The organism is Chryseobacterium wanjuense (genome assembly GCF_900111495.1).
Classification (GTDB): Bacteria; Bacteroidota; Bacteroidia; order Flavobacteriales; family Weeksellaceae; genus Chryseobacterium; species Chryseobacterium wanjuense.
Window position 1 is genome coordinate 1,843,949 of record NZ_FOIU01000001.1, and the last position, 14,764, is coordinate 1,858,712.

Consider the following 14,764-nt stretch of genomic DNA (forward strand, 5'->3'; position numbering starts at 1 on the left):
TTTTAGATTTTGTTGTTTAAACTCATCCATCCTCCGCCGTTGTGTACATTTTTATAGCCGTTATTCTGAAGAATACTTTTTGCGGAAGCGCTTCTCATCCCTGAAGCACAACATGTAATAATAGTCTTGTCTTTACTTAATTTTGAAAGATTTTTATCCAGCTGGTCTACAGGAATATTAAGAGAATTCTTGATATGCCCTTCTTCATATTCTCTTTTGCTTCTCACATCTACAATCACTGCACCTTGTTTTACAAGATCTGCATAATCGGTTTTATCCATCCCGAAAAGGTTTTTTATTGCATCTAACATTTTTTTATTGTTTTTAAGTTGATAGTGCAAATGTAAGGTGCAGATAAATGCCTGTCAGTGATGAAGGTTACAATAGGGTAATTTTATTTCGGGAAAGTTTTATTTTGCCGTCTGTTTCAATCTGTTTCAGAACACGGCTTACGGCTTCCCGTGTAATCCCGAGTTCATCTGCCAGTTGCTGATGGGTTACATTAAGTTCTTTCGATTTATACAACCGGGATTTCTGATTCAATAAATAGAGAATTCTTGTATCTGCTTTCTGAAAAGCAATTGAATTGACCATCGTTACAAGATCTTCAAATCTTTTGTGATAAAGTTCAAAGACAAAAGTAGACCATTCCGGGTATTTTATAAGCCATTCTTTGGCCTTGACGAGAGATAACATCAAAATTTCCGCATCTTCCTCTACTATGGCCTTAACTTTAGAAGTATCATGTGTTAATCCTGAAAGTATTGATGAGATACAGCTCTCCCCGGGAGCCAGGTAATACAGGAGAATCTCTCTCCCATCTTCCTCTGTTCGCACTACCTTAACACTTCCTGACATCACAAGAGGAATATAGTTTACATACGAATCAATATCTAAAATTACGGATCCTGCAGGGAACCTTTTTAAGTCACCGCTGGAAGCAATCTCTTTTCTGAATTCCGGATCTAAAATTTCATGAAAGTTCATTATCAAATAGTAAAAAGTAAACCTGATACGAAAGTTACAAAAAAGTATCCCACAAATTGTGGGATACAAAAAAAAATATACATAATATTCAGACCTATGTATTTTTATTGATAAAGGCTTTTTACATGAGTTTCTTCTGTTAAAGAGCCAAAACATAATTTCAAAATGTTTTCTTCCAAAAACTCAATAATCCGTTACAGGCAGAATCTACCAATTCGAAACTTCTGGGTATTTCGTCCCATTTGCTCCAATAGGTCACCAAGCGTGTTCCTACAGGAGTTGTATGCAATTGTTCTTTTACATAATTCGAATATTCATCATATAGATTTCTATGCGGAATCACTGCATCATCAATGGGAAAAGAGGTATCAATATTTTCAAAAAAAGAATTAAAAAAATAGAATGCCTCATAGTCTGCAAATGAAACCTCATTGATATTGGAGTTGATGAATTTTACATTTATAATATTGTTTTTTTCTGCAATTTTCTTTGATATTCTGGTGAGGGAAGCCCGTTGCTCTACCCCGTAGAAAAAACCCTTGGTGGAAGCAGCACCCACCAGACAAAATTTTCCCGCCCCTGCTCCGATATCAAGAACTTTCCTTCCTGGTTTCTCTACCAGATATTCAGCGGCTTTTTTTGCTATTGCAACAGGAGTCCAGTGTCTTTCTGCCACTGCCTTTACATGGGGAGGATATATCTGATCAAAAACAGGATCCTTAACATCCACATTCTGTCTGAGTTGTGTAAAAATCATTTCGTAAATTGTAGATCGTCTTCATGCATTAAAAGATTTCTTGACCTTAGCAATAGATCTTTATAAGGAAGCATTCTTTTAATTATTTTCTTATAAATGGAGTGTTAACAACTATTGCTTTAACAGGTTTGTTTCTAATTGCTATAAAAATTTCGTTTCCTGCCAAGGAGTTTTCCACCGAAACATACCCCATCCCTATTCCTTTTTTAAGTGTGGGAGATAATGCTCCTGAGGTAACTGTCCCAATAATTTGCTGATGGCAATCCCAGATTTCATAACCATGACGGGGTATGCCTTTGCCTTCCATTTCAAAACCAATCAGTTTTTTACTGACTCCTTTATTTTTTTGAATAGCTAAAAAACCACTATAAACAAAATCTTTATTAAATTTTGTTATCCATCCCAGACCTGCTTCCAGAGGTGATGTAGAATCATTAATATCATTCCCGTAAAGGCAATATCCCATTTCCAGTCGTAATGTGTCTCTTGCGCCCAGCCCGATCGGTTCGATACCTTCATGCTTTCCGGCATTAAATAGGGCTTCCCACAGATGAGCCGCATATCTGTTTTCTACATAAATTTCAAAGCCTGTTTCTCCCGTATATCCTGTTGCTGAGATCAAAGCATTCGGAATATGTCCAAATTCGCCGATGGTGAATGTATAAGATTTCATTTCTTTTACATTAACGTCAGTCAATTTCTGTAAAACTTCTACAGATTTAGGGCCCTGAACGGCTAATAAAGAAACTGAATCGGAGATATTGGTCACTTCCGCTCCAAATAAATTATAGCATCTAATCCAATCCAGAACCTTCTCTACATTGGAAGCATTAACAACAAGCAGATAATCATTTTTGCTTATTTGATATACCAGCAAATCATCAATAATTCCTCCCGTATCATTAGGCATACAGCTGTATTGTACTTTTCCGGGATAAAGTTTTGAGGCATCATTTGTAGTTATTTTCTGGATGAGCTCCAGAGAACCCGCTCCTTGTATTGAGATCTCTCCCATATGCGAAACGTCAAAGACGCCAACTCCGTTTCGTACCACTTCATGCTCATGAATAACACCTTTATAGTGAATAGGCATTTCATATCCCGCATATTCCACCATTTTTGCCCCAAGAATATGATGTATGGCATTAAAAGCCGTTTTCTTTATTTTAGTAATAACTTCCATATTATAAGCCTATTATGGATGCATATGAATCGGAAGCTAATAAACTTTCTGCTTCAAGAAGGTTGTCAACTTTCACTTTGACCATCCATCCATCTCCATAAGGATCAGAATTCACCAGCTCCGGATTTGCTTCTAATTTTGTATTGATCTCCAATATTTCCCCACCAATTGGCAGAAAAAGATCGGATACCGTTTTCACGGCCTCTACAGTTCCGAACACTTCATGCTGCTTTAAATTTTCTCCCAGGGTTTCAATTTCAACATATACTATGTCTCCTAATTCACGCTGGGCAAAATCTGTAATTCCGATATAAGCAATATCATTTTCCATCCTTACCCATTCGTGATCCGCTGTATACAGGAGATTTTCAGGAATCTTCATTATAACTGTTATTTATATTAATCTCATTCGTCTATTGCATAAAAGGTCTCTGCTAATAATAACAGACTTAATGAGATGACAAAAATAGGGGCTTTACAAGAAAGAATAAATGATGTATCTCTTCTATAAACTTGATTTAAGTCAAATTTATAGAAGCTTAAAAATACGTAAATTAGTAACCCATGATTTCAAAATTTATTTTTAACAATCAGTACCTTTTTGATGAACTCCCCGACCGCGACAAGGAGCTGCTTCGGCAGGTGATGCAAGCTAAAAATTACCGTAAAAATGAAGCAATCTTTACCGAAAGAACTACCCCTAATGGAATTTTTTACTTAAAAAGTGGTAAAGTAAAAAAATATAAGGTCGATAATGACGGAAGAGAGCAGATTATATACATCTATAATGCTGGAGAATTTTTCGGATATTCTGCTATATTAAGTGATGACACCTACGGCGATACCGCTCAAGCCATAGAAAACTCTGCTATTGCTTTTATTTCAAAAACAGATTTTTTACGCATTCTCGATCAGTCGGTTGTGTTTTCAAGATTGCTTTTAAAAAGTTTAAGTCATGAATTCAGTGTGATGGCTAATCTGATGACGGTCTTATCACAACGAACTGTAAGAGAACGTGTAGCACTCAGTTTACTGATTTTGCATAAAAAATATACATCCAATACAATGGACGACAAAGTGTATATTACCTTATCAAGAGCAAACCTGGCCAGCATGGTCGGCACGGCCAACGAAACTTTAGCCCGTATACTTCATGACTTCCGGGAAGACCGGCTAATCGCTATGGAAGGTAGAAAAATACAGATAATGGATGTAGAAAAATTAAGCCGTATCGCAAATTTATAACTCAAATGCAGCTTTCTGTATTGATCATGAATTTATCATCTGTTAACTAAAAAAAATCACTCATGTTCAGGCATAAAGGGAAAGGACGTACATATTCCCACAATTTAAAACTGGCTTCTATCTTATCCTGTGTCGCGGGATTGGTAAATATTACTGGTGTCCTTGCTGTAAGCACGCTTACAACCAATGTAACAGGACATTTTGCCTACTTCTCGGAGCAGCTTTTTTTGAGGAATTTCAAAATGGCCTCCATCTATTTGTTATACATTCTATTCTTTTTATCCGGAGCTTTCATTTCGGGGCTTATTATGGAATGGGCTTCAAAGCACAAATCTCATACGTCCTATATTATTCCTCTGTCTATCGAAATGATGATCATGCTTCTTACAAGCTTCTCCTCTGAAATACTCCCCAATACGCCTTCTGTCCCAATAATTATTTCTTCAGCGCTGCTTTTTGCGATGGGATTGCAAAATGCTTTGGTGACACGTGTATCCCAATCTGTGGTACGAACCACGCATCTCACCGGATTGTTTACAGATCTGGGAATAGAATTGTCACAGTTTTTTTTCCACCATCAAAAAGAAAAGAAAACACAATTAAACCGCAGTATTTTTTTAAAACTGATGATAATCAGCTTTTTCTTTTTAGGTGGAATCCTAGGATCTCTTCTTTACCTATATTTTCAGCTGAAAACCCTTCTTTTCCCTCTCGCATTATTATTGTTTGCCCTGTGGTATGATACATTATTATTCAAGTACTACCGGATCAAAAGAAAAACAAGGGAAAGCTAATCAACACATTACGATGAATATCTCAATTAATGCATTCCTGTTCCGTTCAAGTAATACGCTGCCTGGCATGAACTTCCTTGCAGATATTAATGTTATTTATCTCACAATTTTTTTAATGCTTTTTTGCATATTTTTGTAAAAAAGGCAAAATTTCCCAGAAAATATTAAATTCCCTAGCCATACTTTCGGTAAAGTATGTTTTATTAACCTCAAAAATAACCTTGGAATTGGATTGATCTAAATTATAGATCTGCAAAATCTCCTGAGAATTATTCATAAAAATCATCCTCCCTCTTCTAATTTTAATCGGACAACAATTGATTTTACCCTAAATAATCGGGAGGAAAAGTTTTCTGTCCATGGATTTCATCGAGATGTTGTAATAAGCTTTTTCGCTCTTCCGTCATTTCCGGAACCGGCAAAAATTCACCTTCGGAAACCGGCTGTCCGACAGCTTCGAAGATTTTTTCCAGTCCAGCAGGCATTACGGTGCAGAGCAATTTCGCAAAAGAATCTGAAGTATTTTTAAAACAATGAATAGCGCCACCAAAAGGAATTTCTACGAAACCACCTTTGGAAACAATTATTTTTCCTTTTTCTGTTTTAAATTCCACCTCACCTTCCAAAACATAGAATGTTTCGTGTGTATTGGGATGAGAATGTGGCGGCGGGCCTCCTCCCGGCGGAACCGTCATTTCAATAACGGCATAGGTATTATCCGTTTCTTCACCGGAAATAACGATGCGGTAGTTTCCACCTGCAACGCCTAATCTTTTCCCGTTTTCTTTCTCAATAATTCTAATATTTGAGTCCATAATTTTTCGTTTTTTTTAAACTTTATTAAAGTCGTCTTTCCGATTCATCAATAGGTAAATCATTTACGCTTGCAAACCATCTCTGCATAAGTCCGTTTTCATCAAATTCCCAGTTTTCATTGCCATATGCCCTGAACCATTGTCCTTCTGCGTTATGATATTCGTATTCATAACGACGCTAATTCTTTCACGGGTAAACGGAGGTAAAGGATGTTTCTGCTCCATCATATAGATTTTATGTGATTTATATTTTAATAGTACAAATTTACGCCAGCAATAAATTCAAAACGTTGACTTTTATCACAATCGATGCAGCATGAAAAGTAATTATCGAAAACTCTGTTTCCTGATTCTGCTAAGCGTTTCCCGGGAAATTCCCAAATAAGAGGCGATCTGATGTAAAGGAAATCTTTGAATCATTTCGGGATGATTTTCAACGAAGCTTTCATACCGTTGCAAAGCACTGAGGCTGATGGCATCATCAACCCGTTTCTGTGAAGCAATATGATTATTTTCACTCATTTTCCAGAACGTATCTCTAACCGAAGGAATTTCCAGAAAAGCATCAAGATTTGGTCTTGGCAAAATCAATAATTCCGTGTTTTCCCAAGCTTCGATATAATATTTTGAAGGGGTTTGATTCATAAAACTCTGCCGGTCAACAATCCACCAGTTTTCTAACGCCAGCTGCAGAATATATTCAATCCCATGGCTATCCACACTAAACTGCCGTATTGCTCCTTTCAGAACAAAACCTGTGTATGCACAAATATTGCCTTCTTCGAGAAAATACTGTTTTTTCCTTAATTTCTTTGGAAGCAATAACGATTCTATCTTCTCTTTTTCTTCAGATGAAAGGCTGGAATTGCTGTAGCGTTCTATATATTCAAAAAGCGGCTGGTACATTTTTTAGTTTTTTGGGATAAAAATCGTCATCAATCAAATTTAAAAATTTTCTTTATCCTTTCACTATTTGAATACTTTTTTAATTAAATAAAATATTAATGATTAAATAAAATCACCCTAATTAGTTCCCAGGACGATTTAAAAATAATCCTTTACTTCATTTTTTTAAATAAAAATTAAATTACTTAATAATCAAAAACTTAAAAACACACATTGACATTTGTCACAGATTTTTTGTATCAAATATCACCGTTTTCCGGAAGCCATTCAACATAATTTTGTCCTGTATAAAAGCAATTACAATCGCTGAAGTACAGAATAAAATAATATTAACTTAAATACATTTAATCATGCACACAAAAGCATTCAACCCAGAAAACGCAGCAATACTGCTGATTGACCACCAAACAGGAACAATGGCGTGGACACACTCCCACGACATCAATCTGGTAAAACAAAACGCCATTAAACTGGCAAAAATTGCAAAAGCACTTCATCTGCCTGTTATTTTAACATCAAGTATGGAAGATCAGATTCAGGGGCCTTTGATTCCGGAATTACAGGAAATCTTACCGGAAGCTTATGAAGCCCGCATCAAACGTCCAGGAATCGTTAACGCGATGCACCACGAAGGTTTTAATGAGGCCGTAAAAGCTTTAGGCAGAAAAAAACTTTTCGTAGCGGGAGTTACGACTGAGATTTGTGTGACTTTCCCTGTTTTACAGATGCTGGATGAAGGGTATGAAGTACAGGTTTCTGCGGATGCTTCGGCTTCTTACACAAAATATGGGGACAACCTGGCGTTGGAAAGAATGAGACAGGCAGGGGCAATTATCACAACGGTAGACCAGATTATTTCGGAATTGGCCATTGACTGGACAAGCCCTAATGGACAAAAACTGGTGGGAATTTTAAACTATCACTAAAATTCGGTTTATAAAAGAAACATCGTATCAGAATGTATCACGGTGTTTCTTTTGTTTTTTACAATTAAAAATTATGTTATGAAAATTATAAGAGCTTCAGAAAAACATACACATGGAAATCAGACATTCCACATTGAAATACTTTATCCGGGAACAAATCTTGGAAAAAATGATACCGGATTTTTTACCATCGGACGAATTGACCACGCTTTATTTAAGCCCCCCGGATTGGTTCCGATGCATCCGCATCAGGATGATGAGATTTTTTCTTACATCCGTTCGGGGAAGATGGTTCATAAAGACAGCACCGGACATACAGAGCATCTAAACAATGCTTATATGATGCTGATGAATGCCGGAAGCGGAATTTCGCACGAAGAAAGCGCCGAAGAAGATGTAGAAATGCTTCAAATCTTTATGCGGCCTTCTGAAAATGACTTGCCACCAAAGGTTCAGTTCCATCATTTTGAAAATATGTATAGTGAAAATATCTGGAGACTGGCTGCCGGAAACAGAGCTGACTCACCATTAAAACTAAGGGTTGACACCAATATTTTCGACATCCGGTTACAAAAAAACAATTCTGTAGAAATCCCGGATTGGAATGAGGATGTAATCAATTTTGTGTACTGTTTTAATGGGGATATTAGAATTGGAAATGAAACGATTACAAAAGGAGACAGCGTAATTCTTGAAGAAAATCTACCTCTCGAAGCCATTACAGAAAGTGACCTTGTTTTGTTTCAGATAAAAAAAGACGCCCAATATAGTGATACAGGTATGTTTAGCGGAAATAAATTTCAGTAATTTTTCTTTGTTTATAAAATACTAAAGTCTTTGAAGTTCAAAGGCTTTTGATGTTTTTTATTGTATCATTTTTTATGTAAATCTGCGATTGTATGTACAATCTTCCTGAAATCTTATCTAAAACAGGAAATGAAATCTGATCGTTTAATAATTGGACTATCAAAATCCAGTTGCTTAATAACATTTGAGTTTTTTACCAAACTTCTTCTACTTATAGTTACCTAACAATATTCATTAATAAAACTCTTAACTATTCAAACGGCAATATCTAAGATAAGAATGCATTATTTACTCTATGCATTAGTAATCTGTCACGAAATAGCCGTAAGCTTTTTGTAGGAAATATATTCCTGAGGATAAGGAAGCATCGTAGCCGGTATGAAAATTAAAACTATCTTCAAAATTTACTTGATCTGCTGTTTTTGAATTTCTTCAAATAAATGCTCCACATTTTCCTTGGCGAAAAGCCCTGACCCTTCGGCCATTGTAGTTGCTGAACCACATGCTACACCCATTGCCAAAACTTCTTTATAATTTCCTCTTTGTATCAAAACAGAAAGCATCCCGGCAATCATACTGTCTCCTGCACCAACAGTGCTTTTTACGTCAACAGCCGGTGCTTTAATTTGAATTTGTTCAGTTGCTGAAAATAAAACAGCTCCTTGAGATCCTAATGAAACGACCACAACCTCAGCTTTTCCCTGGGAAATAATAAGCTGGGCTGTTTTATGTATCTCACTGTCTTCCAGCTTTTCCTTTCCTGCCAGAGAAGCCAGCTCTCCAATATTGGGCTTTAATAAAAACACTCCTTCTTCTACAGCTGTTTTGAGAAGCTTCCCAGAAGAGTCTACAATTAGCTTGCTGCCTTTGGTTTTGCATATGTTGATAAGCTGCTTCATAAATTTCCGGTCAACCCCAATCGGAAGACTTCCACTGATTACTATAAAATCAGGGACTTGATTCATTACATCAATATTATTCAAAATTTCCTTTTGCTCCTCTTGTGTTAGCGATTCTCCAGGGAATCCAAATCTATACTGCTTCTTATCAGAAATATCCGAAACAGTAAAATTTTCCCGTGTTTCTGCAGCAACGTGGAAGGATAATGCATCCAGTTGCTCGCTATGAAGCAACTCCTCCAGTAGCATGCCGGTTCTTCCACCTGAAGTAAAAAAAGTATCTGAAAGTATCCCTAATCTTTTTAATGCTCTGGATACATTAATTCCTCCTCCCCCTGCTTCATACTTAGGAGAATTACAACGTAATTTTTTCTCAGGAATTATATTTTGTACACTGCTGCTTTTGTCTACCGACGGATTCAGTGTGATTGTTAAAATAGTCTTTTTCATTTTATTTTTTCTCAAAATTTTTAAGGGTTGCGACCAATCTTCCGGGAAACACCACTTCTGATAATTTCAAATTTCCACCATAAAGAACAGATCTCATATGTAATCTGAAATGCATCATCTTATCTTCTGTAATTTTTTTAAACTCCGGAATATAAATTTACTGACTATATATAATTTAACACGGAATTAATTTTTTATTTTTTAAATAAAACAACAAAGGCGAACTAAAATAGCTGGCCTTTGTTGTTACCTATAGTATCTGAATTAAAGTTTTCTTTAGTGATGCTTTGCGTCATCTTTGGGGGTTTTGCCGACAGATTGGTGATGACTATCTGTTTTTTTTCGGAGTTCCGTATTTTTCTGTTTTTGGGCTTTAGAAATATCCTGGGACTCCGTTTTTTGTTTATTTTCCTTGGTTCTCATTATATTATTTTTTTTTAATAATTACTGTTAGAGAGCATATTCGTAGTCAACGGCCAATTGATTTTTCACATGCCAGATACCGGGAGTTTTCCAAGCAATGCGTCCTGCTTCTTCTTTTTCATATAAAGAATCTACGACCCCTGTTAAAGTGACTGTAGTTCCCGATACGGATACTTCGATGTTACTGTCATCAATTGTACTTCTCTTAAGCGCTCTTTTAACGTTTTTCTGTTCGATCTCATCGTGTATTTCAGATTTGATCTTAATTTTGTTGCTTATTCCTGTAACTCCGGTAAGATTTTTAATATCATTTTTTGCAGCCTCTCTCTGATAATTCCAGGAAAGTTCGCCTTCCAATGTTACCCAGCCGTCTTCTACTTTTACAGCTATCTTATCATCCGGGACAGTCCAGTCAGATTTCAATGCGTTCAAAACATCCCTGGCGATTTCCTCATCTGTTTTGAACCAGGAATTCGGCAATTTAACCTCGATATTTTCAACCAAGGCTTTAACTCCGGCAACCTTTTTAGCGGCTTCTTCCGCTTCGGTCTTTTTTGAATAACTGTCTACAATGCCCGTAAGGGTAATAATACCTTCTTTTGCGATAACTCCAATTTCTGCGGCTTTCAACAGTGGCTCCCATTCAATTGCTTCTTGAACGTCTCTCTGTAATTCTGAATTTGTTTTCATTTTTAATCTAAATTTTAATTTTGGAAATTGAAATCACAATGCTTTGGCTTTGACAACAGGAAAAGACAGCTTGCAATCAATCTCCGGTTTGACAATTGTTGATTTTTAATTTTACTTATACAATAAGATTACGTAACCATTTCATTATAAAAGCATTACAAAGCTCCATATACTTTATTAAAAATAAAATGACACGAATCATTATAAAACCTGATCCTGATCAGAGTTTTAAGTGATACGTGTCATTATCAAATGGCTGATAATTGTAAAGTCCGAAGCATGGGGATAAATAATCAATTTCGCATATGTTGCCGTGAAATATTTTTTACACTTTTAAGCCTATCATTTTCTCTATTTTTTTTTGATTTATCAGAAGAAAATTTGCCCGGATGTAATCAGTTCTGCTATCAATCATTTTTTTGCAAACTTTTCAAGTTCTGTGTTGAATTTCTCCATTTCTTCGATAAACAATGCATGTCCGCTTTTCTCAAATTTCACGATGTAAGAATTTTTAAGCCCTTTGTGTAATTGTTCTGCAAACGCAAAATCACATAATTTATCTTTCGTTCCATGAAATATTGCTACAGGGACATTAATTTTTGATAATTCCGGACGTAGATCAAGATCTCTTAAAGCGATTATAGATTGGGTGGTGGCATAAGGTGAAGCATCGGCATTGATATCAGCCAGCCATTGGGACATTCCTTTGGAGATACCGTCCTCAGTTGCAGCGAAGGCTTTACCAAAATCCTCAATCAACTGTTGTCTGTTGGTTCTTGTAGTATTGATCAAACCTGCAGCGGCTTCATCCGAAGCGCCATAAGGAAAACCCTCACGCTGTTTCCAGGACGGTGCGGCAGCAGCAAAAAGTGCCAGCTTGCTTACATGTGCTCCATTGTATTTGGCCATATAATGTAGTACAACCGCACCCCCCATAGAAAAACCTCCTAGAACCGCATTTTTTATTTTAAGTTTTTCCATTACAACTTTGATGTCATCGGAGAAAACATCAAAATCATATTTACCATAAGGTCTGTCTGATTTCCCAAACCCTCTCATCGATATTCCTATTACCCGGAATCCTTTTTCTACAAAGTATTGATATTGATATTCATACATCGCATCGTTTAATGGCCATCCATGTATTAATACGATTGGTTGTCCTACTCCCAGGTCTGTTACATGAAGTTTTACATTCGGTTCAACTTCAATGAATTCGGATCTTCCGGCTGATGCAGCAGTTCTAATTGATTGAGCAGATAGCGGTTGGCCGAAAGCAAAAGTGCATAAAAGGCTTAATGTTAAAATTAATGTTTTCATTTGATTTTGATTTTAATTACTGTTAGGATTATCTTTAGTTATTTATACTGCAAAGATCTATAAAACAGTCATTTCCTAAAATGGACTATTGGATGAGTTTATGGTACATTTTTCCCTAATATGAAATAATGCAGATTTTGTACAAGGCAAAGTTCATTTCAGCTGTGGATCAACCGGCGTAAATTTCTATGATATACAATTTGTAGACAAGTACGGAATTACGAGTCATATAGGTAATAAAAAACATACGTCCAAAAAAGGATCTAAAAAGTTGATATCCTTAATCAATAATTATTACATTTTTACGAATTAAAACCAGAAGAGTATTTCTTTGGCTTCAGTCCTATATATTGCTCAAAAACTTTTGAAAAGTGACTCAGATTGGTAAACCCCAATTGATAACCGACTTCGGAAACATTCAATCTTTCAAATTTTAATAATCGTGCAGCTTCTTGCATTCTATTGTATTGGAAAAACTCGAAAATACCTTTTCCAAAAGTCTGTTTGAAGAGTTTTCTCATTTTAGGTTCGCTCATTCCAAGCTCTTTGGCGAGAACTGCTATGTTTGGCGGATTATCCAAATCGCTCTGCAATTTGATCTTAACAGAGTAGATCGCTTTAATATCATCAATATGTAAAGTACTCGTTGGTACAGATTCTCTTTGGACAAGCAAACTGAAAATATAGGAAAGCAATTCTTCACATTTTAATTTACAGTAATGGCTTTCCATAATCTCCGGAACATTCGGATAGAGCATTTCGCTGGCTACTTTTATCATTTCCGGCGATAAAGCTGTATCAAAGGCAAAATTATCTTGAGTATTCAAAATATTTTCTACCAGAGGATGATTGATGTTTCCAAATGACTTTTGCAGATAATTTCTTGAAACAGCAACTACGATGCTTCTGAAAAATGTATTCGAAGGCATATCCAAAATTGATGTTACCGATTGCTTACAAATAGTGACACTGGGTTGTTCAGGAACTATTTGCTTTTCAGATGAAAGTGAATCGGGAAAAATACCATTCAAAATAAAAATAATATCATCCTGATCCTCTGCAAATCCATTGGTGCACTCTACTACTATATCTTTGTGCAGGAAATAGTTCCTAAGCATAACACGCAGTTGATTGTCATTCCAAGAAAATCCTGTGATGAAGCCCTCCCCTTTATCTTTTGGAATATAAACATATCTTCCGGTCATTACCGTTCCCAGTGCTTTGGCAAATCCTGTGATGATGTCTGAACCTTGTTTATCCGTGATCGAAATTTTCATTTACGATTATTTTAATATTATTTACGGTTATTTTATTCATAAATGTAACAATAATTTTGTAGGCAGAAATCAAATTCAATTTTTTATTATGAAAAGCAGATTATGAGAAAATAATCAAGTAGTAAAAATTGACAATTAATTTTAAATAATGAAAGAAAAGATTAGAATAGGCTTTATAGGTCTTAATCCCAAAGGACAGTGGGCATCAACAGCACATTTGCCGGCATTAGAGCTTCTAAAAGATGACTTTGAAATAACTGGTGTAGCCAATACATCTTACGAAAGCGCCAAAATTGCAGCCGAAGCATTTAAAATTCCTTACGCTTTCGAGAATGCAGATGCGTTGATTCATTCTGAACATATAGATCTTGTCGTCGTTACGGTAAAAGTTCCTTATCATTTTGAATTGGTAAAAGCTGCACTGGAAGCGGGCAAACATGTGTATTGTGAACATCCTTTGGGAAATGGTTTGCAGGAATCTATTCAGCTGGCAGAATTGGCAGCAAGTAAAGGTGTCGTTGCTGTGACAGGCTTGCAGATGACGGTTTCTCCCGAAGTGCGCTATCTGGAACAATTGATCAGCGAAGGTTATGTTGGTAAAGTTCTATCAACCACTTTAATTGGTTCCGGTGGTCATTGGCGGGATGAAACGATATCAGAAAATTATTATCTGTACGACAAAAAAAATGGTGCAACGATGCTTACAATTCCATTAGCCCATACTTTGGCTGGAGTGACTAAAGTTTTGGGAGGTTTTAAGGAATTTTCATCCAATATCATTAATCATTTTAAAACAGTGACTCTTCAAGACACTGGTCATGTTAAAGATAAAACGGCAGATGATCAGATTATGATCATAGGAACGCTGGAAAATGATGTTGCCATTTCTGTACATTACCGCGGTGGGATTTCAAAAGGAACGAATCTGTTATGGGAAATCAACGGCACAAAAGGCGATCTGCAAATAACAGGGGCTCTAGGTCACGGCCAATTGACACCTTTAACTATAAAAGGAGCAAGCGAGGCAGAAAAAGAAATGATAACTTTAATGCCTCCACCTGAATTATATGACAGTTTGCCGGCAGATCCGGTAAGTGGAAATATAGCAAGAATCTATAAATTGCTTGCTTTGGATATTAGAAATAATACAAGAACTGCTCCTACATTTGCAGATGGTGTAGAACTTTACCGATTGTTAGATTCTATTGACAGCTAAGCGATAAGCTGTTTATTTTACAATATTTTTAAACAAAATCCTGATATTAATGTATCGGGATTATTCTTC

General features: G+C 36.1%; 17 protein-coding genes and 1 pseudogene. 5 read left to right on the forward strand and 13 right to left on the reverse strand.

The genetic code is table 11. The annotated features are described in order from the left end of the window. Nucleotides 1-2 precede the first annotated feature (2 nt). The 5 genes from BMX24_RS08335 to gcvH form a co-directional block, all read right to left on the reverse strand. Entirely contained in the window at nucleotides 3-311 is a 309-nt protein-coding gene (locus BMX24_RS08335) for a rhodanese-like domain-containing protein (RefSeq protein WP_089791568.1), read from the reverse strand. Between the two features lie 67 nt (nucleotides 312-378). Continuing rightward, complete coding sequence (locus tag BMX24_RS08340) at nucleotides 379-987, reverse strand: Crp/Fnr family transcriptional regulator (protein ID WP_089791569.1); 609 nt, start codon at nucleotides 985-987, stop codon at nucleotides 379-381. Nucleotides 988-1,147: 160 nt separating this feature from the next. After that, entirely contained in the window at nucleotides 1,148-1,744 is a 597-nt protein-coding gene (locus tag BMX24_RS08345) for a methyltransferase domain-containing protein (protein ID WP_089791570.1), read from the reverse strand. An 82-nt stretch (nucleotides 1,745-1,826) separates the two neighbouring features. Next, a complete protein-coding gene (gene gcvT / locus BMX24_RS08350; protein ID WP_089791571.1) occupies nucleotides 1,827-2,927 on the reverse strand; it encodes a glycine cleavage system aminomethyltransferase GcvT in 1,101 nt (366 codons plus the stop codon). Between the two features lies 1 nt (nucleotide 2,928). After that, nucleotides 2,929-3,309, reverse strand: a complete 381-nt coding sequence (gcvH, locus tag BMX24_RS08355) for a glycine cleavage system protein GcvH (RefSeq protein WP_089791572.1) — start codon at nucleotides 3,307-3,309, stop codon at nucleotides 2,929-2,931. Nucleotides 3,310-3,491: 182 nt separating this feature from the next. Between gcvH and BMX24_RS08360 the strand changes: the two genes are divergently transcribed. Further along, nucleotides 3,492-4,172 carry a Crp/Fnr family transcriptional regulator gene (locus tag BMX24_RS08360; RefSeq protein ID WP_089791573.1) on the forward strand — a complete coding sequence of 227 codons (681 nt, stop codon included), beginning with the start codon at nucleotides 3,492-3,494 and terminating at the stop codon, nucleotides 4,170-4,172. Nucleotides 4,173-4,234: 62 nt separating this feature from the next. After that, nucleotides 4,235-4,966 carry a YoaK family protein gene (locus tag BMX24_RS08365; RefSeq protein WP_089791574.1) on the forward strand — a complete coding sequence of 244 codons (732 nt, stop codon included), beginning with the start codon at nucleotides 4,235-4,237 and terminating at the stop codon, nucleotides 4,964-4,966. Between the two features lie 323 nt (nucleotides 4,967-5,289). On the opposite strand, the gene BMX24_RS08370 is transcribed toward BMX24_RS08365, so the two are convergent. The 3 genes and pseudogenes from BMX24_RS08370 to BMX24_RS08380 form a co-directional block, all read right to left on the reverse strand. Further along, nucleotides 5,290-5,781: a cupin domain-containing protein gene (locus BMX24_RS08370; protein ID WP_089791575.1), complete on the reverse strand. Its 492-nt coding sequence runs from the start codon at nucleotides 5,779-5,781 to the stop codon at nucleotides 5,290-5,292. Nucleotides 5,782-5,806: 25 nt separating this feature from the next. After that, nucleotides 5,807-5,956: pseudogene (locus tag BMX24_RS21505) on the reverse strand (DUF1348 family protein); the annotation flags it as partial. A gap of 152 nt (nucleotides 5,957-6,108) precedes the next feature. Then, nucleotides 6,109-6,687 (reverse strand): Crp/Fnr family transcriptional regulator, encoded by a 579-nt coding sequence (locus BMX24_RS08380; RefSeq protein WP_089791576.1) that lies wholly within the window; start codon nucleotides 6,685-6,687, stop codon nucleotides 6,109-6,111. 350 nt (nucleotides 6,688-7,037) lie between these two features. On the opposite strand from BMX24_RS08380, the gene BMX24_RS08385 reads away from it, so the two are divergent. Then, nucleotides 7,038-7,613 carry an isochorismatase family protein gene (locus tag BMX24_RS08385; RefSeq protein WP_089791577.1) on the forward strand — a complete coding sequence of 192 codons (576 nt, stop codon included), beginning with the start codon at nucleotides 7,038-7,040 and terminating at the stop codon, nucleotides 7,611-7,613. 78 nt (nucleotides 7,614-7,691) lie between these two features. Then, on the forward strand, nucleotides 7,692-8,420 hold the full coding sequence (locus tag BMX24_RS08390; protein ID WP_089791578.1) for a pirin family protein: 729 nt from the start codon (nucleotides 7,692-7,694) through the stop codon (nucleotides 8,418-8,420). Between the two features lie 404 nt (nucleotides 8,421-8,824). Here the strand turns inward: BMX24_RS08390 and BMX24_RS08395 are convergent, their stop codons facing one another. The 5 genes from BMX24_RS08395 to BMX24_RS08410 form a co-directional block, all read right to left on the reverse strand. Continuing rightward, nucleotides 8,825-9,769, reverse strand: a complete 945-nt coding sequence (locus tag BMX24_RS08395) for a 1-phosphofructokinase family hexose kinase (protein ID WP_089791579.1) — start codon at nucleotides 9,767-9,769, stop codon at nucleotides 8,825-8,827. A gap of 276 nt (nucleotides 9,770-10,045) precedes the next feature. Beyond that, a complete protein-coding gene (locus BMX24_RS21165; protein WP_170835672.1) occupies nucleotides 10,046-10,192 on the reverse strand; it encodes a hypothetical protein in 147 nt (48 codons plus the stop codon). Between the two features lie 27 nt (nucleotides 10,193-10,219). Next, entirely contained in the window at nucleotides 10,220-10,882 is a 663-nt protein-coding gene (locus BMX24_RS08400; protein ID WP_089791580.1) for a BON domain-containing protein, read from the reverse strand. Between the two features lie 411 nt (nucleotides 10,883-11,293). Continuing rightward, nucleotides 11,294-12,202, reverse strand: coding sequence for an alpha/beta fold hydrolase (locus BMX24_RS08405; RefSeq protein WP_089791581.1), 909 nt, complete (start codon nucleotides 12,200-12,202; stop codon nucleotides 11,294-11,296). Between the two features lie 302 nt (nucleotides 12,203-12,504). Continuing rightward, nucleotides 12,505-13,479, reverse strand: a complete 975-nt coding sequence (locus tag BMX24_RS08410; RefSeq protein WP_089791582.1) for a helix-turn-helix domain-containing protein — start codon at nucleotides 13,477-13,479, stop codon at nucleotides 12,505-12,507. A gap of 148 nt (nucleotides 13,480-13,627) precedes the next feature. On the opposite strand from BMX24_RS08410, the gene BMX24_RS08415 reads away from it, so the two are divergent. Next, complete coding sequence (locus tag BMX24_RS08415; protein ID WP_089791583.1) at nucleotides 13,628-14,695, forward strand: Gfo/Idh/MocA family protein; 1,068 nt, start codon at nucleotides 13,628-13,630, stop codon at nucleotides 14,693-14,695. Nucleotides 14,696-14,764 lie beyond the last annotated feature (69 nt).

Excerpts from the sequence above, each read along its gene's own strand:
- BMX24_RS08380 (WP_089791576.1), bottom strand. The coding sequence starts at position 6,687 with ATGTACCAGCCGCTTTTTGAATATATAGAACGCTACAGCAATTCCAGC.
- gcvH (WP_089791572.1), bottom strand. The coding sequence starts at position 3,309 with ATGAAGATTCCTGAAAATCTCCTGTATACAGCGGATCACGAATGGGTA.
- BMX24_RS08400 (WP_089791580.1), bottom strand. The coding sequence starts at position 10,882 with ATGAAAACAAATTCAGAATTACAGAGAGACGTTCAAGAAGCAATTGAA.
- BMX24_RS08345 (WP_089791570.1), bottom strand. The coding sequence starts at position 1,744 with ATGATTTTTACACAACTCAGACAGAATGTGGATGTTAAGGATCCTGTT.
- BMX24_RS08365 (WP_089791574.1), top strand. The coding sequence starts at position 4,235 with ATGTTCAGGCATAAAGGGAAAGGACGTACATATTCCCACAATTTAAAA.
- gcvT (WP_089791571.1), bottom strand. The coding sequence starts at position 2,927 with ATGGAAGTTATTACTAAAATAAAGAAAACGGCTTTTAATGCCATACAT.
- BMX24_RS08405 (WP_089791581.1), bottom strand. The coding sequence starts at position 12,202 with ATGAAAACATTAATTTTAACATTAAGCCTTTTATGCACTTTTGCTTTC.
- BMX24_RS08385 (WP_089791577.1), top strand. The coding sequence starts at position 7,038 with ATGCACACAAAAGCATTCAACCCAGAAAACGCAGCAATACTGCTGATT.
- BMX24_RS08415 (WP_089791583.1), top strand. The coding sequence starts at position 13,628 with ATGAAAGAAAAGATTAGAATAGGCTTTATAGGTCTTAATCCCAAAGGA.
- BMX24_RS08410 (WP_089791582.1), bottom strand. The coding sequence starts at position 13,479 with ATGAAAATTTCGATCACGGATAAACAAGGTTCAGACATCATCACAGGA.
- BMX24_RS21165 (WP_170835672.1), bottom strand. The coding sequence starts at position 10,192 with ATGAGAACCAAGGAAAATAAACAAAAAACGGAGTCCCAGGATATTTCT.
- BMX24_RS08360 (WP_089791573.1), top strand. The coding sequence starts at position 3,492 with ATGATTTCAAAATTTATTTTTAACAATCAGTACCTTTTTGATGAACTC.
- BMX24_RS08390 (WP_089791578.1), top strand. The coding sequence starts at position 7,692 with ATGAAAATTATAAGAGCTTCAGAAAAACATACACATGGAAATCAGACA.
- BMX24_RS08340 (WP_089791569.1), bottom strand. The coding sequence starts at position 987 with ATGAACTTTCATGAAATTTTAGATCCGGAATTCAGAAAAGAGATTGCT.
- BMX24_RS08335 (WP_089791568.1), bottom strand. The coding sequence starts at position 311 with ATGTTAGATGCAATAAAAAACCTTTTCGGGATGGATAAAACCGATTAT.
- BMX24_RS08395 (WP_089791579.1), bottom strand. The coding sequence starts at position 9,769 with ATGAAAAAGACTATTTTAACAATCACACTGAATCCGTCGGTAGACAAA.
- BMX24_RS08370 (WP_089791575.1), bottom strand. The coding sequence starts at position 5,781 with ATGGACTCAAATATTAGAATTATTGAGAAAGAAAACGGGAAAAGATTA.